We start from the raw sequence: 20878 nt of genomic DNA, 5'->3' as shown, positions 1-20878 counted from the left end.
TGGCTGTCACATGTTCCGCTTCATCCTTCGTTATTTACAGTGAAAGGGGTGGAAAAAAGATCAAGTCCATATTTGTGTGTAAATTCCTCTCGACTAGAGAATTAAATTACCAAATCGAGTCACTTTAGACACTACTTCTGGAGTGTACGCACAAACCGGACAATCTGAACAATCTGCCGCCCTTGAGGTTGCAAAGAAAAAACGGGGAGTATAACCGAATCGTTCGAAGGAAGCACCTGGCGCTGGCCTTCGATATTGCGGTGCAAAACGGCGGAATCAAAAATTCAGCGGCAAAAGAAATCGAACGGCAAATCAGAGGTAAAAAGCTGAGCCACATTGAAAAAATGCGTATAATCGCCAAGGAAGTTGCCGATGCGTCCAATCCGCGCTGGCGTGATGACGTACTCAGCCGCAAAATGACTATTGTCATTGGGGGAGGCACCGTCCACGGGAAGAAGTATGATCTGGCGAAACAATATGGCCTGTCGGACCGCAAAATCAAGCGATAATCTTTTTTCACCATTGAAGGTATTCTATAATGATATCTGCTGGGAAAAATTTGGAACTAGGCGGGATCATGATGGCAGCTCCTAAACAATCCTGGCTTGTCGCCTTTATTCTGGCAGGTCTCTTGGCGGGATGCGCTCAAAAACAAGCTTCCCAACCGGTGCATGAAAACACGGTCACAAAAGTGGTGGCTGTGAAACCAGAGCTGACTGCCCAGACGATAACACCAGTGCCTAAACCTGTCGAGGAACCGGGCAAGGAACCTTCTCAAGGGCACACTCAGCAGCTTGAACAAGCGCTGCGTGAGTTGAAGGGAATGTTGAGTACGATTGGCGACACAAATCGCTCCACTGACGAACGCTCGCAAGCGCTCGAATCGTTTCTGAAAGGGGTGGAATCGTTTCTTCAATCCGAAGGAAGCATGGCATACTCAGACCAGGATCTTTCACAAAAACTTGATCAGCAGATCGTGGTCAAGACAAAAGTGGAAAATGGAACCAGCTTTCGGATCGTTCACTATGCCGGCCTACCCGAGCTGTTGGGGACATTAGAGCGAAACTGGACCTTTGTCCAATGGAAAGACGCAAACGGTAAGGTGCACGCGCAAACCCTGATCGAACAAGGAGCGGAAATCACCAACGATTTTGTCGTGACCAAAGCGAAAGATGGGCTATTCATTGGTCTAACCGGCTACCTGACCGTAGAGAAACCACACCCTGTTTTTCTCGCCACGTGGACATTGCGTGAAGAGCAATGGCAACCCCGGGCGATACCGAACCTCGCTCAACCTGAGGGATGGACAGTTGAGGTGACTGACAATGAAGCGTCTTTTCAAGCAGATGGTGAAATGTTCGTGGAAGTAAGTGATGCGGACAAGACCATTCACATCTCCCAGGATGAGGCTGGCAAGAGAATTACCCTTTCGTTTCGATCGGGTGAGGTTATGCTTCAGAAACCGTGATCGAAGTGGACTGCCTATTGGCGGGAAACGGGTTACAACGCCTGATCGGAAACGCCTTCTACAGAGCACAAGACTTCCAAGCCGAGGGCGTATTTTAATTTGTTGGAGGCCTTTTCCGCTCCCCAGTCACTCCCCCGGAACCCATCGCCCATTTTCTGAATAAGATGTAAGGCAAAAGCCTAAAATCCCTGTAATTCCGGCACCACCACCCACCCCCCTACATAGGATAAGGTGACTCTGTAATCCCTCAACCTTGTTCCTGTAGAGCCCACAAGGAGGGGTGGCACGATTGAAGGGTAGCGACCAAACCAAGCCGTTGTTGACAAATCGAGAAAGAGAAGTGTTTGAACTCTTGGTCCAGGATAAGACGACGAAAGAGATTGCCGGACAACTCTTCATCAGCGAAAAGACCGTACGCAATCACATCAGCAATGTCATGCAGAAATTAGGTGTCAAAGGTCGATCTCAAGCAGTAGTCGAACTCGTTCGACTTGGTGAGTTAGAGATTTGAACCCAGTCCACCCGGCCTCCCTTTTCTTCCCTTGCGAATGGAAGGGAGGATTTTTTTTGTGGAAAGGAACGCTTTGGCCTTTTGAACGCTTTGTGGTAGACTTCATCTACAAGGTGCTCCTTTCTGCCGCACGTAATCGGGCCACCATCGGACGGCGAACGAAACGAGCACGTTCATTTTGGATCACAAGGAAGATGACTGTGGAGCGTATGGCAGCGATATACGACGATTTTGTGATCGTGGAACATCCCGTTACCGTCGAGGAAGCCCTGAAACAGGTCCACAGCAGCGGGGCACGCCTGTTGGTCGTGCGCAGCCGCAGGGAGATCGTGGGCGTGTGCGACGCGCACGGACTTCTCCTGCAGCTCGGGCAGGGAACCGCGGAGCTGGCCTGCAGCGAACCCTTTGCCGTGGTGGACGAAGAGGCGCTGTTTCAGCAGCGGCCCGACCAGGCGTCCTTCTGGCTCATCCAGAACGACCGGGGGGAGATCATTGGCTGGCTGGACGCGGTGACGATGGAAAACGTCCTGATGAAACGAAAGCTGTCACAGGATGTGACGGAATTGACGAAAGACCTGGAAGCGATCGTGGATTCCATCTACGATGAAATCCTGGTCGTGGACGCGACAGGGACGATCCTGCGCGTGTCCAATCGCAGCGCGAACAATTTATGGGGGGTCCACCTGTCCACGGTGGTGGGCAAGAACATCCTCGACCTGGAGGAAAAAGGCTGGTTCAAGCCGTCCGTCACGCGCAAGGTGTTGGAGGAGAAGCGCAAGATTTCCATCGTGCAGCAAAATCGCTTCGGCCGCAAAATCCTGGCGGTCGGCAACCCCATCTTCAACAAGAAACGGCAGTTGGAGAGAATTGTCATCGCGTCGCGGGATATTACCGAAGTGACCGAGTTGAAAAACGAGCTGCAGCGAGCCAAGAGCCTGACCCAAAAATACAAGGAAGAAATCGATGAGCTGAGAAATCACCAGTTCGTTGCCGTAAACGAGGTGATTTACCGGTCGGAGGCCATGGCCCGGGTGATGGAGCAGGTGAAGAGGATCGCGCTTGTGGAATCGACCGTGATTCTGTACGGCGAATCGGGCGTGGGAAAAGAGCTGATCGCCAATGCCATTCACAACAGCAGCGCAAGACGGGAGAAGCCGTTCGTCAAAATCAACTGCGGGGCCATTCCGGAAAACCTCCTGGAGAGCGAATTGTTCGGGTATGAAAAGGGAGCCTTTTCCGGTGCCAGCCTGCAGGGGAAAAAGGGCTTGTTTGAGCTGGCGCACGAAGGCACCCTGTTCCTGGACGAGATTGCCGAGATGCCGCTCAACCTGCAGGTGAAGCTGCTTCGGGCCCTGCAGGAAAGGGAAATCCTGAAGGTGGGAGGAACCCGTCCGATTCCCGTCGATGTGAGGATCATCGCCGCCACCAACAAAAATCTGGAGGAGATGGTGCAGCGCGGGCAGTTCCGGGAAGACCTGTACTACCGCCTGCACGTGATTCCCCTGTACATCCCGGCGCTGCGGGAGCGGATCGAGGATGTGGAGCCGCTCGTCTACGCGTTTCTGGAGAAATTCAACAAAAAGTTTTCGACCCGCAAGTATTTTTCCGAGGACGCCATCGACATGTTGAACGCGTACCACTGGCCGGGAAACGTGAGACAACTGCAAAACGTGATCGAACGGGCGATGGTGATCTCCCCCGGAAACCTGATTACCGCGAATGAACTGACCAGCATTCTGAGCCATCGGGCGGAGAAGGACCAGCCTCCCGTCCAGGTCAACCGGATTATCCCGCTGAAGGAAGCGGTGGAGCTGACGGAATCGCAGCTCATCCAGTTGGCCCTGGCCAAGTACAAGACGATTACGAAGGTGGCCGAGGTGCTGGAAGTAAGCCAGCCTACACTCAGCAGGCGGTTTCAGAAAATCAGCCGAAACAGGAAGCAGGAGACGAAACCTTAGTCCGGTATCAGCCGGCTAAGGTTTTTTTGACGGCACATCAGAATACGCTTCCGGCGCAGGTTTTGCGAACGGCACCGGGGACACCGGCAGCATTGAATAACGGTCATTCATTTTTGAATAACCGGCAGGATTGCACGGTGTCGACAGCCGTTCGCCCCCATGCTTTCGGGTTGGCACGATCCTTGCTAGGGTAAAATCGTGACAGAAACGAACTTCCGAGGAGGGTTTACCATGAAGACCACCACCCGAACCTTTGTCAAAGTGAACACGGCCATCCCCGGTCCGAAAGCGCGGGAAATCCTGGAAAAACGGGACAAGAACGTGACGCGCGGACTTTCCCATACGGTGTATTCGTTCGCGGATCGGGCGGAAGGTGCGCTGATTACGGATGTCGACGGCAATACCTTTATCGATTTTGCAGGGGCGATCGGAACGCTGAACGCCGGGCACTGTCCCCCCACCGTTGTGGCTGCGCTCAAGGAGCAGTTGGACCGGTTCATTCACACCGGCTTCAATGTGTTCATGTATGAATCGTATGTACAGTTGGCCGAGAAGCTGAACCAGATCACCCCGGGTTCGCATGAAAAGAAAACCATGTTTCTGAACAGCGGGGCGGAAGCGGTGGAAAACGCGGTGAAGATCGCCCGGAAGTACACCGGCCGCAAAGCGATCATCTCCTTTGAACGGGGCTTCCACGGCCGCACGCTGCTCGGCATGTCGCTCACCAGCAAGGTAAAGCCGTACAAGTACGGTTTCGGTCCGTTTGCCCCCGACACCTACAAGATGAGCTACCCGTACTACTACCGCGCCGACGGGTTGACCCCCGACGAACTGGACCGGCAGCTTCTGCAGCGGCTGGAGACCTTTTTCCTGACCGAAGTGCCTGCCGAAGACGTGGCTGCGATTATCATGGAGCCGGTGCAGGGGGAAGGCGGATTCGTGGTTCCCTCTAAAACCTTTGTCCAAGGGGTAAAACGCATCTGCGAAGCGCACGGGATTCTGTTCATCGCCGATGAGGTGCAAACTGGCTTCGGCCGCACTGGAAAGATGTTTGCCATGGAGCATTTTGACGTCGTGCCGGATCTCATGACGATGTCGAAGTCCATCGCGGCCGGCATTCCGATCAGCGCCGTGACCGGGCGGGCGGAAATCATGGACGCGCCCAACCCCGGCGAAGTGGGAGGCACCTATGCCGGCAGCCCGCTCGGATGCGTGGCGGCCTTGAAAGTGATTGAGATGTTTGAACGGGAAAACATTCCGGACCGGGCAAACGCGATTGGGGAACGCATCATGAAGCGCTTCCGCAGCCTGCAGCAGACGTATCCGGTGATCGGCGACGTGCGCGGTCTGGGAGCGATGTGTGCGGTTGAACTGGTCAAGGATCCGGTCACCAAGGAGCCGGACAAGGACCTGACCGGCCGGATCGTGCAGGAGTGCATTCAGCGCGGGCTGGTTCTGTTAAGCGCAGGTCTGTACGGCAATGTTCTGCGTTTTCTCTCGCCGCTGGTGATTACGGATGAGCAGTTGGACGAAGGCCTTGACATTATCGAAGAAGTCCTGGGGGAACTCGTCACGCCGTAAATTCGCATGAGGGAGTGGAGCACAGATGACGAAGCAGAAATTGTTTATCAACGGAGCATGGGTGGAAGCCGCGGCTTACACCCCCCTTTTTTCTCCGTATTCCGGAGAGACGATTGCGGAGATTCCCATGGCGACAGCAGCCGAGGTGGAACGGGCGATTGAGGCGGCGTACCAGGCCCGAAAAACCATGGCGAAAATGCCGGCTCACCAGCGCGCCGGCATTTTGGAAAAGCTGGTGACCCTGCTGGAGAACCGAAAGGAAGAAGCGGCGGTCATCATCGCGCGGGAAGCGGCCAAACCGATCACGACGGCCAGAGCGGAGGTTCAGCGTACCATCACGACGTACAAATTTGCCGCGGAGGAAGCCAAGCGCATCCACGGGGAGACGATTGCCCTTGACGCGGCCCCGGGCGGGGAAGGGCGCGTAGCGTATACCACCCGGGAGCCGCTGGGCGTGATTGGAGCGATTACCCCCTTCAACTTTCCGATGAACCTGGTCGCCCACAAGGTAGGGCCCGCGATTGCGGCGGGCAATACCGTGGTGTTGAAACCGGCCCCGCAGACGCCGCTGTCGGCGTTCTTCCTGGCCGAGCTGCTGCAGGAAGCGGGGCTGCCGGACGGAGCGCTGAACATCGTTACGGGCAGCGGGGAAGTGGGCCAACAGATCGTAACCGACGAGCGCGTGTGCATGATCAGCTTCACCGGCAGCGCCGCTGTCGGCAAGGCGATTCGCAACCAGGCCGGGTTGAAACGCGTCGTCTTGGAACTGGGCTCCAACGCGGCCGTGATCGTCGACAAGGGCGTAACCATCGACAAGATCATCAACCGCTGCGTAACCAGCGCGTTTTCCTACCAGGGGCAGGTGTGCATTTCGCTGCAGCGCATTTATGTCCACGAGGAGGCGTATGAGGAGTTTGTCGAAAAATTCGTCGCGGCCGCCCGGAAGCTGAAAGTGGGCGACCCGCTTCTGCCCGAGACGGACATCTCCGCCTTGATCGCCCCGCGCGAAGTACAGCGGGTCCTGGCCTGGATTGACGAAGCGGTGCAGCACGGCGCCAGGGTGGCGACCGGCGGTACGGCAGAGGGCAACTGCCTCCTGCCCACGGTGATTCTGGACGCGGCGCCGACGCTGAAAGTATCCTGCCAGGAAGTGTTTGCGCCCGTGGTGTTGATCAACAAGGTCGCATCCGTGGAGGAAGCCATCGAGCTGGTCAACGATTCGCGGTACGGACTGCAGGCGGGCATCTACACGGAGAATGTGCACACGGCGTTCGAGGCTGCCGAAAAGCTCCAGGTCGGCGGTGTCATCATCAACGATACGCCTACCTTCCGCGTCGACCACATGCCGTACGGCGGTGTAAAGGAAAGCGGGTTGGGCCGTGAAGGCGTCAGGTACGCGGTGGAAGAGATGACGGAAAGCAAACTGGTGATTTTTAATCGCCTGTAGCAATCGACCAGCCAATTTCATAGCCACAGCGAGGACGAGCCGATGCCTGCATGCAGGTGTCGGCTGTTTTTCTGCGGGGCCAAGTGTGTGCGCATGCTGCGGTCTGGCTGGCGTGAAAAAATCCGTTAACGCTCGGGGCGCTAACGGATTTTTCACTGGGCATTACGAGGCGCTTTGGTTTTCGTGTCCCGCTTCCTGCTCGCTGGCTTCCAGAGTAGTATCGGCGGGTTTTCGCTTGAACAGGAAGTAGGAGGCGACGACGAGAACGGTGATCAGCATCGTCAGGTAGAGCTGGGATCGCATGGATTCCAGGAAGAGCATCGACACCAGAATGAGAACCATCGCGGCCATCGTCAGGTAGGTGAGATAGGGAAACGCCCACATTTTCAGGGTGAGGGCCTGCGGATTTTCCCTCTCCAGTTTTCTTCTGATCCGCACGTGCGACACGGCGATGACCAGGTACACCAGAATGGCGATGGCGCCGGACGCGTTGACCAGAAAGAGAAAGATCTTGTCCGGAGACGTAAAGTGAAAAATCGCACAGATATAGGAGAAAAAGGTGCTCGCCAGGACGGCGCGAACGGGAACCCCGTTTTTGTTCACCCGCAGGAGAGAGCGCGGCGCATTCCCTTTGCGCGCCAGGGAATACAGCATCCGCGAGTTGGTGTACAGCGCGGAATTCAAGCAGGACAGAACGGAGACGAGCACGACCACGTTCATGATTTGCGCGGCAGCCGGGATGCCGAGCATGTCCAGCATCGTGACGTACGGGCTCTTCAACAGGTCGGCGGCATTCCAGGGCAGAAGCATCACCAGAATGGCGACAGAGCCGATGTAGAAGAGAAGAATGCGCCAGACAACGCTTTTGATGGCGACGACAACGGATTTTTCCGGGTTGGGTGTTTCGCCTGCCGCGATGGCCGCGATTTCCGCTCCGAAAAAGGAGAAGACACAGACGACGATCCCGACGAATACGGACGAGGCGCCATTCGGCAAAAATCCGCCCTGTCCCAAAAGGTTGGACAATCCCGGCGAGGGGATGGCGGGGACCAGATTGAGCAGAATGGCAGCCCCTATGCACATGAACAGGCTGATCGCCACCACCTTGATCATGGCGAACCAGTATTCAAATTCGCCGAAGGACTTCACGGACAGCACGTTGGTAATGGTCAACAACACGGTAAGAATGAGACTCAACAACCAGACCGGCACGGACGGAATCCAGCCGTGAACGATGGCGCCGCCTGCCGTCGCCTCGATGGCAATCACGATGGCCCAGTAAAACCAGTACAGCCAGCCGATCGTATAGCTTGCCCAAGGCCCCAGCGCCTGATGGGCGTAGGTGGAGAAGGAGCCGCTGTCCGGATTGACGACAGCCATTTCTCCCAGCATGCGCATGACCAGCACCACGAGCAGCCCGGCCAAGGCATACGAGAGAATGGCACCTGGACCTGTGGAATTGATCACGGAACCGCTGCCGACAAATAATCCCGCACCGATCACCCCGCCAATCGAGATCATCGTCAAATGGCGCGGTTTCAGCTTTTTTTGCAAGGTGTTGCTATGCTGTTGGGCCATATGGATACCCCCTCTGTTGGTATGTGTCAAACACCTCGAAACCTGATTCAATCATGCTGCATCGACGTTTCCTCCTTTGCTGTTGTGCCGCGCTTGATTTAAGTATGCAAATATTATACCAATTTGTATTTTTGGAAAAATAGAATCGAACGTCCTGGTTCTATTCACTTTTGAATCATCGCCTTTCATTTTTGAATGACGGCTGGAGATGGGGGGAGAGGGTAGAGATGACGAACTGAACCTACTCGGAAATCAAAAAATATAGTATTCTTACTGTATTACTTAGTTTTTCGCAACGCGGATCGATTCATCGTGAGTGCGACAACGAGGGAGCGGGAGGTCTGTATGAGCGTCTATCAATCGATTACCGAACTGATCGGAAACACGCCGATGGTCCGCCTCAACCGCATTGTGCCGGACGGCGCGGCCGAGGTGTACGTCAAACTGGAGAAGTTCAACCCGTCCGGCAGCGTCAAGGACCGCGCGGCGTACAACATGATCGCCGCCGCGGAGGCGGAAGGCCTGATTCGGCCAGGGGACACGATCATCGAGCCGACAAGCGGCAACACGGGGATCGGCCTGGCGATGAACGCCGCCGCCAAAGGGTACCGGGCGATTCTGGTCATGCCGGACAACATGTCCAAGGAGCGGATCAACCTGCTGAAGGCGTACGGCGCCGAGGTGGTGCTGACGCCGAGCGAGCTGCGCATGCCGGGGGCGATCGCCAAGGCGCTGGAGCTGCAAAAGGAGATTCCGGGCAGTTTCATTCCGCAGCAGTTTGAAAACAAGGCGAATCCGGACATCCACCGGACGACGACGGCCGTGGAAATCCTCGAACAGATGGACGGGCGCCTGGATGCCTTTGTCGCCACCGCGGGAACGGGCGGGACGATTACGGGGACGGGGGAAACCTTGCGGCAAAAGCTCCCCGATCTCTACATCGCCGTGGTGGAGCCCAAAGGGTCGCCCGTCCTGTCCGGCGGCAAGCCGGGACCGCACAAGCTGGTCGGGACCAGTCCGGGGTTCATCCCGCCCATCCTGAATACGAGCATCTACGACGAGATCGTGCAGATCGCCGATGAAGAGGCGCTGGAGACGATGAGAAAGCTGGCCGCCAAAGAGGGGATCCTGGTGGGGCCGTCCGCCGGAGCCGCCGTCTTTGCCGCGATTGCCGTTGCCAAACGGCTCGGTTCCGGCAAGCGGGTGGCCTGCATCGCGCCGGATACGGGCGAACGGTATCTGAGCATGAACATTTTTGAATAAGGCGAAGGGACACGTGTGAGGAGGCCGTCCTGTATGGGACGGCCTCCTTGACGGGTTCAAGGGGGTTTTTCGCGTTTGTTCGACGGAATCTTGCAAAAATTGCACGATCTGATGGGGAAAAGAATCGTGCTTTACCCCAAGAAAACGGTTTCTTATAATGAACTCAACCAACGCTGACAAGATTCGACGGGAAGGGGGAGGAAAGGTGCAGTTGACCTCGCGTTCCCGCGCATTGCTGAAAGTGCTGCTGGACAGCTCGCGGCCGATGAAAATCCGGGAAGCGGCCCGCGATTTTCGCGTCAGCGAGCGGACGATCAAGTACGATCTGGAAGCAATCCGCACGTGGCTGAAGGAGCGCCACGTCACCCTGCATTCCCAGCCGAACAAGGGCATCTGGATCAGCGAAAACGAGGAAAAGCGGGCCGATCTGCGCCGCCACCTGGAGGGATGGGGGCGGAGCGACCTGATCCTGCATCAGAAGGAACGGGCCAAACACCTGGCGCTCATGCTGCTGCTCGCCGACGGGTACGTGCGGCTGAACGATCTGGCGGACCGGATGGCGGTCAGCCGCAATACGGTGGTATCCGACCTCAGGGAAGCGGAGAGCTTTCTCGCAGGGTGGGGGCTGGAGCTGATCAGCAGGCCGCGCTACGGAGTCAGAATTTTCGGAGAAGAGCGGTCGGTGCGCTTTGCCCTGGAGTGTCTCCTGCACGATCTCTCGGAAGGTGACGAGATGTTCCGGCTGGTGCGGCGGGTGCAGGGCGGCGCGACGGACCCCGCTGCTGCCGATGAAGCCGGCCCCCTCGTGGAACAGCGGCTGCTCGGCGAAGAGGAGATCCGCCTGATCGATCAGGCGGTGCGAGAGCTGATGGCGCAGCTGTCGTTTGCCGTGACGGACCGGACGCTGATCAGCCTGCACATCCGGCTGTGCATTCTCGTGCACCGGGTGCGCAAGGGGAGAGTCCTGCCTGCCGATGAAACAACCGTCCAAACCGCGCAAGGGTGGAGCGGCTACCCCTTGTTCGCGCAGACGGCCAACCGGCTGTTTGCTGCCTTGGGACTGGCGGTCACTCCCGACGAGCTGGCGTACGGCTGCCTTCCCCTGCTGGGGGCGGATTACCCCCTGACGGCTGTGGGCGGCGGCAGACCGGCCCCCGACATCTACGACGTCACCATCCGGCTGACGGAAGCGGTCAGCCAGGCGATGCAGGTGCCGTTTGCCGACGATCCCGAGCTGCGCGAGCACCTGTTTGCCCACCTGAACGACAGGATCATGCGCTACCTGCAGGGGGTGCTGTACCCCAATCCCTTGACCGGCGAGATCAGCCGCTCGTACCCGCGGATGTTCGCCGCGGTCAAGCGGGCCTGCCAGGACGTGTTGTGGCCGAGCGGCATCTGTCTTCTCGACGCGGACATCGCCTATATCGTGCTGCACTTTCAGGCCGCCTGGGACCGCTGGATGGAGCAGAAAAAGGTGAACGCGCTGGTCGTTTGCGGTACCGGACGGGGCACGTCCCGCTTCCTGAAAACCCAGTTGGAGGCGGAAGTGAAAGGGCTGCGCGTCGTCGGCCTGTGCGGCAGCCTGGAGGTGGAGAAGTACCTGGCCAGCCGCAAAGTGGACCTGATCGTCAGCGTTCTGCCGGTAAAGGCGGACGTGCCGGTCGTCGTCGTCAACGCCCTGCCCACCCGGCACGATCTCGAAAAGATTCAAAGCTGTCTGCAAACGATCACCGCAGACCCGCCGGTCGACTCGGCCGCGTCCCGAGGAGGCGGAGGGCAGTGGCGAAGCGATCTCTGCGCCGACCTCCACGAGCGTGACCTGCCGGTGGTGGAGCGGCTGTCGCAGGACGTGATTTGCAAGGGATTCGAGCTGAGCCAAACGATTATGGCGGCGTTTCGCGACCACTTGACCGAACAGGCGGCAGGCGGTCTTATGCTCCACATCCTGCTGATGGTCAACCGCTTGACGTTCGGCTCCTCCTACGTGGAGTGGCAGGCGGAAGCGGAGCCGGAGGGCGAAGACTACGCCGCATGGCGCAAAACGCTGAAGACCCTCGTGGAAAAAGCCGGGCTTGCGGTGCCGGAGAGCGAGATTACGGCGATCATGCGATATTTTTCGGGGAAAGGGGTGACAGAGAGTGACAACGGATTTGCTCATACAGGGCGGGTGGGTGATTGATCCCTCCCAGTCCATCAACGGACGGTACGACATCGCGATCAGCGGCGGGAGGATCGCGGCGCTGGCGGAGCCGGGACGACTGCCGGCGGAAATCGGCGGAGCCACGCAGACGCTGGATGCCTCGGGAACCATCGTGACCCCGGGACTGATCGACCTGCATGCCCACGTGTTTCCGGGGCGGACGCCGCTCGGCATCGAGGCGGACCGCGTAGGGGTCGAACAGGGCGTGACCACGCTGGTAGACGCGGGCAGCGCCGGTGCCCGCACGTTCGCAACCTTCCTGGACGAAGCCGTCAAACCGGCCGAGACCCGTGTACTTGCGTTTCTCAACATCGCCGGGGAGGGATTGTGCGGCGGGCTGTCCGAGCTGGCGGACATGGACCGGCTCACGCCCGGGGAAGCGGTGGCGCTCATCCGGGAGCAGCCGCTGATCCGCGGCATCAAGGCGAGAATGAGCGCGTCGGTCGTCAGGGAAAACGGCATCAAGCCGCTGCTCGTGGCCAAGGAAGCGGCCCGGGAAGTGGGCTGTCCGCTGATGGTGCACATCGGCAACGCGCCGCCGGCCCTGCCGGAGATTTTGCGCGAACTGGACGCCGGCGACGTGGTGACCCACGCGTTTCACGGAAAAACGGGCGGCATCCTGGACGACCGGGGCCGGCTGATTCCGGAAGCGGAAAAGGCGCTGGCGCGCGGCGTGCTGTTTGACGTGGGGCACGGTACGTCCAGCTTCAGCTTCCGCACCATGCGGCAGGCGCGGGCGCTCGGCCTGGCGCCGCATACGATCAGCACCGACATTTACCGGCAGAACGCGGCAGGGCCGGTGCACAGCCTGACGACCACGATGACGAAGTTTCTGGCGCTTGGCTTTTCGCTGGAGGAGGTGATCGCCGCCTGTACGGCAGCGCCTGCCGCCGTTTTGCGGATGACGGATGAAATCGGGACGCTGCGACCGGGTGCGGTGGCCGATCTGAGCCTGCTGGAGCTGACGAACGTCCCCGTCGTCCTGACAGACTCGGAACGAGAGCAGCTCACGGCGGAGGAGTCGGTCACAGCCAAGCTGACGATTAAAGCAGGAAAGGTACTGACATGCAGATGATCAACGCGATTGTGCAAGAAGTGGCCAAACAGTTGGATGCGAATTTATCTGAAGTTTCTGAATTGAACAACCTGATGACGGCAGCCCTTGCCGAGACGACCCGTTTGGGATTAACGGTCCCCCGGGACAGGTGGCTGGCGATGGGCGTGCACATGCTGGGATTTCTGCGGCGGATGCGGAGCGGAGAAACGCTGCCGCCCGTGGAGAAGGAGCTGTATGCGGAGATCCCTCCCGAGATGCTGCATCTCGCCGGACGCGTGCTCGCCGCCGCCGGATCGGAACGGGAGGCCGGGGATGCGGAAGTGTTTTTGATGGCCGTCCATTTTGAAGCGGCACGGGCGCTGCAGCAGGAACAACCGTAGAACATGGAGGAGGGTATGCGAATGGCAAAGGTAAAAGTGGTGATTGGCGACCGGCTGGGCAAGGGACACAACGTGGCCAAAGGCGTGGAAGCGGCGGGAGGCTTGGCGATCCTGATTCCCGGCGTCGGCGCGGACATGAAGGTGGGGGACGTAATGTACCGGGAAAACGCCGATTTCGGCCTGTCGTTTTGCGGCAGCGGCGGCGCAGGGGCGCTGACCGCGAAGACGAAGTACGGCTACCCGGTCGAATACGGGCTCAGGTCCGTGGAAGCGGGCATTACCGCGCTTCGAAACGGCAGCAAGGTGATCGGATTCGGGTTTATGGACACGGAAGAGCTGGGCAGACGGATGACCGAAGAATTCATCAAACTGGCGGGGAGGTAGCGCATGTACACGGAAGTGACTCGCACGCTGAGACTGACGGGGAGCGCAGAGACCAAGGAAGGGGCGTTCAACAAGATTTTCGCCCAGATCAAGCACGCGATCGCGCGGGAGACGTCCGATCTGGTGGTGCGGATTGAGCCGCTCGCGGTCGAGGTGGTGTCCGCGACGGAGACGTCGTACCGGGAGCGGCTGTTCGGCCTCTTTTTCCCGCGCACCCGCACGCGATACGAGATTACCGCAGACGTAAGCGTCCGGCTGGGACTGGTTCGGCTGCAGGAGATCCCGTTCCGGCAGCAAAGCGAGCAGCCGACCGGCGTGAAGCAGCTGCTCGGCCAGCGATAGAAAGAAACAGGGGGAACGTTCATGGTGACATGGATGATTGCGTTGAAATCGATGGTGATCGGCGCGCTGGTTGGCTTCGGCGTGGGGGCGGGGGCGGCCCGGATGTTTCACGCGCCGAACGTGCAGGGAATGGGGGCGTTTCGCACCTTTGGCGAACTGAACGCCTGCGCCGGCGACCCGATCTCCCACTTTTCGTTCGGATTGGGCTTCTTCTTCAACGCCTGGGCGTCCGTGGTCGGGGCCGGCGCGCTGACCCAGGATGTGGACCACCGGATTTTGCCCAACTGGGCGGCCGCCCTTTTGCTGTGGAAAAACAAAAACGTGGAAGAGACGCTGCACGACCCGAAAAAAATGGCGATCGTCGGGGCGGCCGTCGGCGCGGTCGTCGTGACGCTGCTCAACTCCACGGCGACGGCCATTCCCCAGTCGATGCAGCTCGTGGCGACGAAAGTCCTGGTTCCGGCCGCCAACTGGCTGATCAATCCGATCATGCCGATCGTCTTCTGGATGGCCGCGATGGACGCGGGCAAGCGAACCGGCGTCTGGGGCACCGTCCTCGGCGGGTTTTCCCACCTGGTCATGGGCAACGCCGTACCGGGCATTGTGCTCGGCATCCTGATCGGAAAAGGGTTGGACGACAGCGGATGGAACCGGATTACCAAAACCCTGGTGACGGCCGTGGTGCTGCTGTTTATCCTGAGCGGGTTCTTCCGCGCGTTTGACGTGGCGCTGTTGAAGAGCATCCAGGTGGAGGTTCCGCAGTGGTTGATTGATCTGCATGAGATGTTTGGATCGGTGGTGAAAAAGTGATGAACGAACGTCAGGCAAAAGGCTTCTGGTATTCGGAGTGGGCGTTTCCGCTCTTTGTCGCGTGCCTGTCTTCCGGGATTTTTGCCGGGACTCATCTGTATTATGTGTATCACGTGGGCGCTTTCAACGACATCGCCATCGTCGCCATGCTGGAAGCGGGGATAAAAGGCGGCGGGTACGGAGCGGCTGCTGCGTTTGGCGCCAGCTTCCTGTTCGCCCGCGTCCTGGAAGGGCCGCTGGTCGGCATCCTGGACATCGGCGGATCGCTGCAGACGGGCATCGGCATCGGCGTTCCGGCGCTGATGCTCAGTGCGGGCATGACGGCTCCGCTGCTCTCGTTCCCGCTGGCATTGGCGACGGGAGCGCTGCTGGGACTGATCATCGGCGCGGTGATCATCCTGATCCGCACGTTTACGATCAACGCGGCCCAGTCCACGTTTGGCGCCGACGTGATGATGGGGGCGGGCAACGCGGCCGGACGCTATCTCGGTCCGCTGATCGTCATCTCCGCCATCATGGCGTCTATTCCGGTTGGCATCGGTGCCACCATCGGGGCAGCCGTCTTCTACTACTTCAAAAAACCGATTGCCGGCGGGGCGATCATCGGCGCGATGATTCTGGGAGCCATGTTCCCCATCCCGCCGCAGTGACGCCTGAGGCACAACACACCGGGAAGGAGGGTGCCACAACCAAATGGGCATCTACCAATCATACGGACTTAAACAGGTGATCAACGCCAGCGGCAAAATGACGGCGCTCGGAGCCAGCGCCGTCCATCCCTCCGTCGCCCAGGCGATGGGCGAGGCGGCCATGGACTACGTGGAAATCGCCGAGCTGATGAAAGCGGCCGGCCGAAAAATCGCCGACGCGACGGGAGCGGAGGACGGGTGTCCGACATCCGGCGCGGCCGCGGGCATCGCCATTGCCGTCGCCGCCGTCATCGCCGGCCGCAGCCTGCGCCTGATCGAACAGCTGCCGGACTCGGAGGGGCTGCGCAACCAGATCGTGATCCAAAAAGGGCATGCCGTGCACTTCGGGGCATCCGTCCGGCAGATGATCGCCCTCGGCGGCGGGAAGGTGGTGGAAGCGGGCCATGCCAACCATGTGGAAGAAGCGCACCTGCGCGAAGCGATCGGCGACCGCACGGCGGCGCTCCTGTACGTGAAGTCTCACCACGCCGTGCAGAAAGGGATGCAGCCGCTGGAGACGATGATCGCCCTGGGCAGGGAGTACGGACTGCCCGTCATCGTGGACGCCGCCGCTGAAGAAGACCTCCGGGTGTACATCGCCAAGGGAGCGGATGCGGTCATTTACAGCGGCGGGAAGGCGATCGGCGGTCCCACCTCCGGGTTTGTCTGCGGCAAAGCCGAGCTGATGGAAGCCTGCCGCGCCCAGTACAAAGGCATCGGCCGGGCGATGAAGGTGGGCAAGGAGGCGATCGTCGGCCTGCTGGCTGCACTGGAGCGGTACGAATCGGCCAGCGGCGACGCCGGGGAGCAGCTTCGGCTGGTCGAACGGCTCGTCGCGGCGATCAACGAACTGCCCGGGCTTCATGCCGCCGTGGTGCAGGACGAAGCGGGGCGCGCCATTTACCGCGCCCAGGTAAAGGTGGACGAGCGGACGGCAGGGATGACGGCCCAGGAGCTGATTCGCCTCCTGGAAGCGGGCGACCCGGCCATTTTCACCCGCAACCACTACGCCAACACCGGCGTGATCGCCTTTGACCCGAGACCGCTGCGCCCCGGGCAGGAGGCGATCATCGCCGCCCGCCTCCGGGAGATTTGGACCAATAGGAAGTGAGGGAGCAACCGTGTCAACGAACAAGCCAACCATCCGACTCAACGTCATCGCCAAACACGTGGAAAACGCCAGGGAGATCGTCGAAGCAGCCGACGGCCGGGTGCTGATCGGCGTGATGGTAAAAGCGTATCCTGACGCGGACGCCGCCGCTGCCGCCGTGGAATCGTTCCAGCGCGCCGACGTGCCCGTCTCCGTGGGATTGGGGGCCGGCGATCCGACCCAGTGGAAAAAGGTGGCCGAGGTGGCCGCCCGAACAAAACCGGCCCACGTCAACCAGGTGTTTCCCGCCGCCGGCTACACGCTGGGCCGCCTGCAGCAGGCGGGGAGCGGCCACACACTCGTCAACGCGCTGATCGCCCCCAGCGGCACACCCGGGCGGGTCATCGTCTCGACCGGCCCCGTGAGCGGAACCTGGCAGGAGACCGTCTCCTGCGAGGCGGCTGCGGCGATGCTGGCGGAGATCGGCGTGCATTCGGTCAAATTTTACCCGGTGAACGGATGCGAACGCCTCGACGAACTGAGGGCGATGGCCCGCGCGGCGGTCCGCTGCGGACTGTCCGTGTTCGAACCGACCGGAGGCATCGACGCATCCTCCATCCGGCGTGTGGTGGAAACCTGCCTGGAGGAGGGGGTCCAACAAGTGATTCCGCACATCTATACCTCCATCGTCGACAAGGCGACCGGACTGACCAGGACGGACCAGGTAAAAGAGCTGATCGCCGCCCTGCCGCACGTGTAACGCCTGCAAAGAGAGATAGGAGTGGATTCATCGATGATGGAAAAACAAGTGATTGTCAACCTTCCCCAGGGACTGCATGCCCGTCCCGCGTCCGCATTCGTCCGGACGGCTTCCGTTTTTGCCAGTGACATCGGCTTGCGCAAAGACGGAAAGACGGCAAACGGAAAAAGCATCATCAGCATCATGTCGCTGACCGTTGCCAAGGGTGAGCAGGTGACCCTGACCGCTGACGGACCGGACGAGCAGCAGGCGCTGGAGGCGCTGGAAAAGCTGCTGACGGCGACAGCCGAGTAGGGTCCCCCGTACCGTATTCAAACGGAACCCGAAAACCGCCTGACCTGTGCGAAAAGCCTTCCCGTGTGAAACGGGGAGGCTTTTTTCACAATCTTGCGCTCTCATTTCCCGCACCTACCGTGCTGCGCCGGACGAGGTTATACTGTCGGTAGATGCGTGGAGAAGGAGGTGGGCGCGATGAACGATGAACATTGGCGGGCCATCGTCGAGTGCGACCCGGCCAGTGACGGCCGCTTTTTCTACGGCGTGCTGACCACGGGCATCTTTTGCAAGCCCTCGTGCAAGTCGCGGACGCCCAAACGGGAGCACGTCCGCATCTTCGCCAGCGCGGACGAAGCGCTGCGCGCCGGCCTGCGCCCCTGCAAGCGCTGCCAGCCGCACAGGGCGGATTGGCGCTCTCCCGACGAGGAGCTCGCACTGCGTGTCAAGCAGTTGATCGCCGACTGTTTTCCCGAGCCGCTGACGCTGGGGGAAATCGCCTCGCGCCTGCACGTCAGCCCGTATTACCTGCAGCGGTGCTTCACCCGCCTCATGAACTGCTCCCCGGCGCAGTATCTCGTCCACACGCGGATCGAGGCGGCCAAAAGGCTGTTGGTGGAGACGCGGCTGAGCATCGCCGAGGTGGCCATGCAGGTGGGATTTCGGACCGGGGCTTACTTTGCCCACGTGTTTCACAAACAGACAAAGCAAACCCCGACGCAATATCGCACGTGTGCGGAAAGGAATGAACAGGAATGGCCGTAGGGTACTTCGCTTCCCCCATCGGACTGCTGGAGGTGAGGGGGGATCGCGACGAGGTGACCTCCATCCGCTTCGTCGTGCGCGCCGAGGAGGCGGCAGATACGGCAGCCGACGCCGTTCACATCTGTCTTCGCCAGTTGGAGGAGTATTTCCAGGGAAAGCGAACGGCGTTTCAGGTGCCGCTGAAACGAACCGGCACGCCGTTCCAGCGGCAGGTGTGGAGCCGGATCGAGACGGTTCCGTTTGGAAGGACGGCTGTCTACCGGGACATTGCCGCCAGCCTGGGCCGGGCCGGAGCGGTCAGGGCGGTGGGCAGCGCCAATGGGCAAAACCGCTTTGCCATCGTCATCCCCTGCCACCGCATCATCGGCAGCGACGGCAGCCTCCGCGGCTACGCCTGGGAGCTGTGGCGCAAGGAATGGCTGCTCGACCACGAGCGGCGGGTAACCGGCTCGTTTCTTTCGTGAACGAGGTCCATGACGCAACAGGCGGAGCGAGTCAGCCAGCCAGCTTTCGTTCTGCGGTGCCGGACGCTTCCTGTTCCAAAAAGCGCCGGGTTTCCGCCACGACGACGCCGGAGAGGCCGATCAGGCCGATCAGGTTGGGGACGGCCATCAGCCCGTTCATGATGTCGGACAGCGTCCAGACGAGGTCCAGCTTCAGCGTCGCGCCGACGCCCACCATCGCCACCCAGACGAGGCGGTAGCAGCGGCCGGAACCTTTGCCCGCCAGGTATTCGAAGCACTTTTCGCCGTAGTAGGCCCAGCCGAGAATGGTGGAGTAGGCAAACAGGATCACGGCGACGGCCAGCACGTAGCTGCCGGCCGGACCAAATACGGTCTGGAACGCGTAGGTCGTCGCCTCCACTCCCGATTTGCCCGTTTCCCACGCGCCGGTCGTCACCAGGGCCAGACCGGTAATCGTACAGACGACGATGGTGTCGAGAAAGGTGCCGGTCATCGAGACCAGCGCCTGTTTGGCCGGCATGTCGGTCTTGGCGGCAGCGGCCGCGATCGGGGCGCTGCCCAGCCCCGCCTCATTGGAAAAGACGCCGCGGGCCACCCCTTTTTGAATCGCCATCGCCACCGTGGCCCCCAAAAAGCCGCCCGTGGCCGCCGTTCCGTTGAAGGCCCCGTCGAGAATGATGGATACGGCCTGCGGCACCCGGTCCAGGTGGAACAGGACGACGCAAAGGCCGGCGGCGATGTAAAACAGGGCCATGAACGGCACGAGAACACTGGTCACCTGGCCGATCTTTTGCACGCCGCCCAGCACCACGAAAGCGGTGAAAAGCGCCAGCGCCGCGCCGGTCGCGAGCGGGGGAACGGCGAAGTTCAACTGCAGCGCTTCCGCCACCGAGTGGGCCTGCACCATGTTTCCGATCCCGAACGAAGCCAGCGTGCCAAACAAGGCAAAGAGCACGGCCAGCCATTTTTGCTTCAACCCCCGTTCGAGGTAATACATCGGGCCGCCGGAATACCGGCCGTCCGCTTCGCGAATCCGGTATGTGACCGCCAAAATGGCTTCGGCATACTTGGTGGCCATGCCGAACAGGGCGGTGACCCACATCCAGAAGAGGGCGCCGGGGCCGCCTGTGGCGATGGCGGTGGCGACGCCGGCGATGTTGCCCATCCCGATGGTGGCGGCCAGCGCCGTCATCAGCGCCTGAAAGTGGTTGATATCCCCGGCGGAGCCGCTCTCCTGCCGGCCAAAGGCCAGCCTCAAGGCATACCACAGCTTGCGGAACTGCAGCCCCCTCAGCCTCACCGTCAGCATCACGCCCGTACCCACCAATAGCACCAGTGTGGGCAGTCCCCATACGTAGCCGTTGATCACATCCAGCCACTGCATCAGCTTGTCCATGTTGGTTCCTCCTTGTTTGTGCATACAAAAGAAAAAAACATTTCATCGCGGATGAAATGTTTCTGGAGCGGGCATGGACGCAAAACGGCCCGTTCATGGGGGGCCTTTGGATCCACACGGCCAAACCGCCATTCCGGTCGTCTTGTGAGTGTCGTCCGCTCTGTCCTTTTACCTGAGAGATTCATTCGCGTACGCCGCGCGAATTTGCTCCTTCGGTGCCCGTGCCCCTCGCCGATGCTTAAAAGGGGGGTCTCTCCAGAGGTTCGTCCCCATTCAGTTTCACTTGTTGCCAAGACCTGAGAGTTTCGGGATGCGCTCCCTTGCCCCGTCGGTAGATCGTTTCCAATCTTTTCCTGAATGGTTCATCCGATCACATATGCTGTTTGACAGAAAAAATATATAGCTGAATTGAACTTCTGTCAATCCGGTGTAAATGTTTCGTCCGTGTCCCCCATTCCCAGG

At 59.9% G+C, this 20878-nt stretch carries 21 protein-coding genes and 1 riboswitch; of the genes, 19 read left to right on the top strand and 2 right to left on the bottom strand.

Going from position 1 to position 20878, the window contains the following annotated elements; translation table 11 throughout:
- Positions 1-188: 188 nt before the first annotated feature.
- The 6 genes from M516_RS0101720 to M516_RS0101695 all read left to right on the top strand — a co-directional run bounded on the left by M516_RS0101720 (position 189) and on the right by M516_RS0101695 (position 6965).
- Positions 189-509 (top strand): hypothetical protein, encoded by a 321-nt coding sequence (locus M516_RS0101720; protein WP_143862260.1) that lies wholly within the window; start codon positions 189-191, stop codon positions 507-509.
- A 29-nt stretch (positions 510-538) separates the two neighbouring features.
- A complete protein-coding gene (locus M516_RS0101715; protein WP_029097582.1) occupies positions 539-1468 on the top strand; it encodes a hypothetical protein in 930 nt (309 codons plus the stop codon).
- Positions 1469-1757: 289 nt separating this feature from the next.
- The gene (locus M516_RS0101710; RefSeq protein WP_003387736.1) at positions 1758-1979 is read left to right on the top strand and encodes a helix-turn-helix domain-containing protein; all 222 of its coding nucleotides are present in this window, start codon (positions 1758-1760) and stop codon (positions 1977-1979) included.
- Between the two features lie 209 nt (positions 1980-2188).
- Complete coding sequence (locus M516_RS0101705; RefSeq protein WP_238550907.1) at positions 2189-3937, top strand: sigma-54 interaction domain-containing protein; 1749 nt, start codon at positions 2189-2191, stop codon at positions 3935-3937.
- A 231-nt stretch (positions 3938-4168) separates the two neighbouring features.
- Positions 4169-5518, top strand: coding sequence for a 4-aminobutyrate--2-oxoglutarate transaminase (gene gabT / locus M516_RS0101700; RefSeq protein ID WP_029097580.1), 1350 nt, complete (start codon positions 4169-4171; stop codon positions 5516-5518).
- A gap of 25 nt (positions 5519-5543) precedes the next feature.
- Entirely contained in the window at positions 5544-6965 is a 1422-nt protein-coding gene (locus M516_RS0101695) for an aldehyde dehydrogenase family protein (RefSeq protein WP_029097579.1), read from the top strand.
- Positions 6966-7127: 162 nt separating this feature from the next.
- Here the strand turns inward: M516_RS0101695 and M516_RS0101690 are convergent, their stop codons facing one another.
- On the bottom strand, positions 7128-8543 hold the full coding sequence (locus M516_RS0101690; RefSeq protein WP_029097578.1) for an amino acid permease: 1416 nt from the start codon (positions 8541-8543) through the stop codon (positions 7128-7130).
- A gap of 345 nt (positions 8544-8888) precedes the next feature.
- On the opposite strand from M516_RS0101690, the gene cysK reads away from it, so the two are divergent.
- The 13 genes from cysK (at position 8889) to M516_RS0101625 (ending at position 19020) form a co-directional block, all read left to right on the top strand.
- Positions 8889-9806 carry a cysteine synthase A gene (cysK, locus tag M516_RS0101685; RefSeq protein ID WP_029097577.1) on the top strand — a complete coding sequence of 306 codons (918 nt, stop codon included), beginning with the start codon at positions 8889-8891 and terminating at the stop codon, positions 9804-9806.
- Positions 9807-10011: 205 nt separating this feature from the next.
- The gene (locus tag M516_RS0101680; protein ID WP_029097576.1) at positions 10012-11985 is read left to right on the top strand and encodes a BglG family transcription antiterminator; all 1974 of its coding nucleotides are present in this window, start codon (positions 10012-10014) and stop codon (positions 11983-11985) included.
- Positions 11945-13081, top strand: coding sequence for an amidohydrolase/deacetylase family metallohydrolase (locus tag M516_RS0101675; protein ID WP_029097575.1), 1137 nt, complete (start codon positions 11945-11947; stop codon positions 13079-13081). Before M516_RS0101680 ends, M516_RS0101675 begins: the two co-directional genes overlap by 41 nt.
- The gene (locus M516_RS0101670) at positions 13072-13443 is read left to right on the top strand and encodes a hypothetical protein (protein WP_029097574.1); all 372 of its coding nucleotides are present in this window, start codon (positions 13072-13074) and stop codon (positions 13441-13443) included. Before M516_RS0101675 ends, M516_RS0101670 begins: the two co-directional genes overlap by 10 nt.
- Positions 13444-13464: 21 nt before the next feature.
- Positions 13465-13827, top strand: coding sequence for a glycine-rich SFCGS family protein (locus M516_RS0101665; protein WP_029097573.1), 363 nt, complete (start codon positions 13465-13467; stop codon positions 13825-13827).
- Positions 13828-13830: 3 nt separating this feature from the next.
- Positions 13831-14169, top strand: a complete 339-nt coding sequence (locus M516_RS0101660; protein WP_029097572.1) for a DUF4312 family protein — start codon at positions 13831-13833, stop codon at positions 14167-14169.
- A 21-nt stretch (positions 14170-14190) separates the two neighbouring features.
- The gene (locus M516_RS0101655) at positions 14191-14979 is read left to right on the top strand and encodes a DUF4311 domain-containing protein (protein ID WP_029097571.1); all 789 of its coding nucleotides are present in this window, start codon (positions 14191-14193) and stop codon (positions 14977-14979) included.
- The gene (locus M516_RS0101650; protein WP_029097570.1) at positions 14979-15629 is read left to right on the top strand and encodes a DUF4310 family protein; all 651 of its coding nucleotides are present in this window, start codon (positions 14979-14981) and stop codon (positions 15627-15629) included. Before M516_RS0101655 ends, M516_RS0101650 begins: the two co-directional genes overlap by 1 nt.
- A 43-nt stretch (positions 15630-15672) precedes the next feature.
- Positions 15673-16779: a DgaE family pyridoxal phosphate-dependent ammonia lyase gene (locus tag M516_RS0101645; RefSeq protein WP_029097569.1), complete on the top strand. Its 1107-nt coding sequence runs from the start codon at positions 15673-15675 to the stop codon at positions 16777-16779.
- Positions 16780-16789: 10 nt separating this feature from the next.
- Entirely contained in the window at positions 16790-17518 is a 729-nt protein-coding gene (locus M516_RS0101640; protein ID WP_029097568.1) for a KDGP aldolase, read from the top strand.
- Positions 17519-17551: 33 nt separating this feature from the next.
- Entirely contained in the window at positions 17552-17812 is a 261-nt protein-coding gene (locus tag M516_RS0101635) for an HPr family phosphocarrier protein (RefSeq protein WP_029097567.1), read from the top strand.
- Positions 17813-17989: 177 nt separating this feature from the next.
- On the top strand, positions 17990-18556 hold the full coding sequence (locus tag M516_RS0101630; protein WP_029097566.1) for a bifunctional transcriptional activator/DNA repair enzyme AdaA: 567 nt from the start codon (positions 17990-17992) through the stop codon (positions 18554-18556).
- Positions 18547-19020: a methylated-DNA--[protein]-cysteine S-methyltransferase gene (locus M516_RS0101625; protein ID WP_029097565.1), complete on the top strand. Its 474-nt coding sequence runs from the start codon at positions 18547-18549 to the stop codon at positions 19018-19020. Before M516_RS0101630 ends, M516_RS0101625 begins: the two co-directional genes overlap by 10 nt.
- A 31-nt stretch (positions 19021-19051) precedes the next feature.
- Here M516_RS0101625 and M516_RS0101620 read toward each other — a convergent pair whose 3' ends face one another.
- A complete protein-coding gene (locus tag M516_RS0101620) occupies positions 19052-20416 on the bottom strand; it encodes an alanine/glycine:cation symporter family protein (RefSeq protein ID WP_029097564.1) in 1365 nt (454 codons plus the stop codon).
- 150 nt (positions 20417-20566) lie between these two features.
- Positions 20567-20685, bottom strand: a riboswitch (glycine riboswitch).
- Positions 20686-20878 lie beyond the last annotated feature (193 nt).

It is taken from the genome of Brevibacillus thermoruber 423 (genome assembly GCF_000454065.1).
Taxonomy (GTDB): Bacteria; Bacillota; Bacilli; order Brevibacillales; family Brevibacillaceae; genus Brevibacillus; species Brevibacillus thermoruber.
The sequence above is the reverse complement of the archived record's forward strand: the minus strand, read 5'-3'. Positions and strand labels throughout refer to the sequence as shown.

Coding starts and splice junctions, on each gene's coding strand:
- M516_RS0101715 (WP_029097582.1), top strand. CDS start 539: ATGATATCTGCTGGGAAAAATTTGGAACTAGGCGGGATCATGATGGCA.
- M516_RS0101705 (WP_238550907.1), top strand. CDS start 2,189: ATGGCAGCGATATACGACGATTTTGTGATCGTGGAACATCCCGTTACC.
- gabT (WP_029097580.1), top strand. CDS start 4,169: ATGAAGACCACCACCCGAACCTTTGTCAAAGTGAACACGGCCATCCCC.
- M516_RS0101695 (WP_029097579.1), top strand. CDS start 5,544: ATGACGAAGCAGAAATTGTTTATCAACGGAGCATGGGTGGAAGCCGCG.
- M516_RS0101690 (WP_029097578.1), bottom strand. CDS start 8,543: ATGGCCCAACAGCATAGCAACACCTTGCAAAAAAAGCTGAAACCGCGC.
- cysK (WP_029097577.1), top strand. CDS start 8,889: ATGAGCGTCTATCAATCGATTACCGAACTGATCGGAAACACGCCGATG.
- M516_RS0101670 (WP_029097574.1), top strand. CDS start 13,072: ATGCAGATGATCAACGCGATTGTGCAAGAAGTGGCCAAACAGTTGGAT.
- M516_RS0101665 (WP_029097573.1), top strand. CDS start 13,465: ATGGCAAAGGTAAAAGTGGTGATTGGCGACCGGCTGGGCAAGGGACAC.
- M516_RS0101660 (WP_029097572.1), top strand. CDS start 13,831: ATGTACACGGAAGTGACTCGCACGCTGAGACTGACGGGGAGCGCAGAG.
- M516_RS0101655 (WP_029097571.1), top strand. CDS start 14,191: ATGGTGACATGGATGATTGCGTTGAAATCGATGGTGATCGGCGCGCTG.
- M516_RS0101650 (WP_029097570.1), top strand. CDS start 14,979: ATGAACGAACGTCAGGCAAAAGGCTTCTGGTATTCGGAGTGGGCGTTT.
- M516_RS0101645 (WP_029097569.1), top strand. CDS start 15,673: ATGGGCATCTACCAATCATACGGACTTAAACAGGTGATCAACGCCAGC.
- M516_RS0101635 (WP_029097567.1), top strand. CDS start 17,552: ATGATGGAAAAACAAGTGATTGTCAACCTTCCCCAGGGACTGCATGCC.
- M516_RS0101630 (WP_029097566.1), top strand. CDS start 17,990: ATGAACGATGAACATTGGCGGGCCATCGTCGAGTGCGACCCGGCCAGT.
- M516_RS0101625 (WP_029097565.1), top strand. CDS start 18,547: ATGGCCGTAGGGTACTTCGCTTCCCCCATCGGACTGCTGGAGGTGAGG.
- M516_RS0101620 (WP_029097564.1), bottom strand. CDS start 20,416: ATGGACAAGCTGATGCAGTGGCTGGATGTGATCAACGGCTACGTATGG.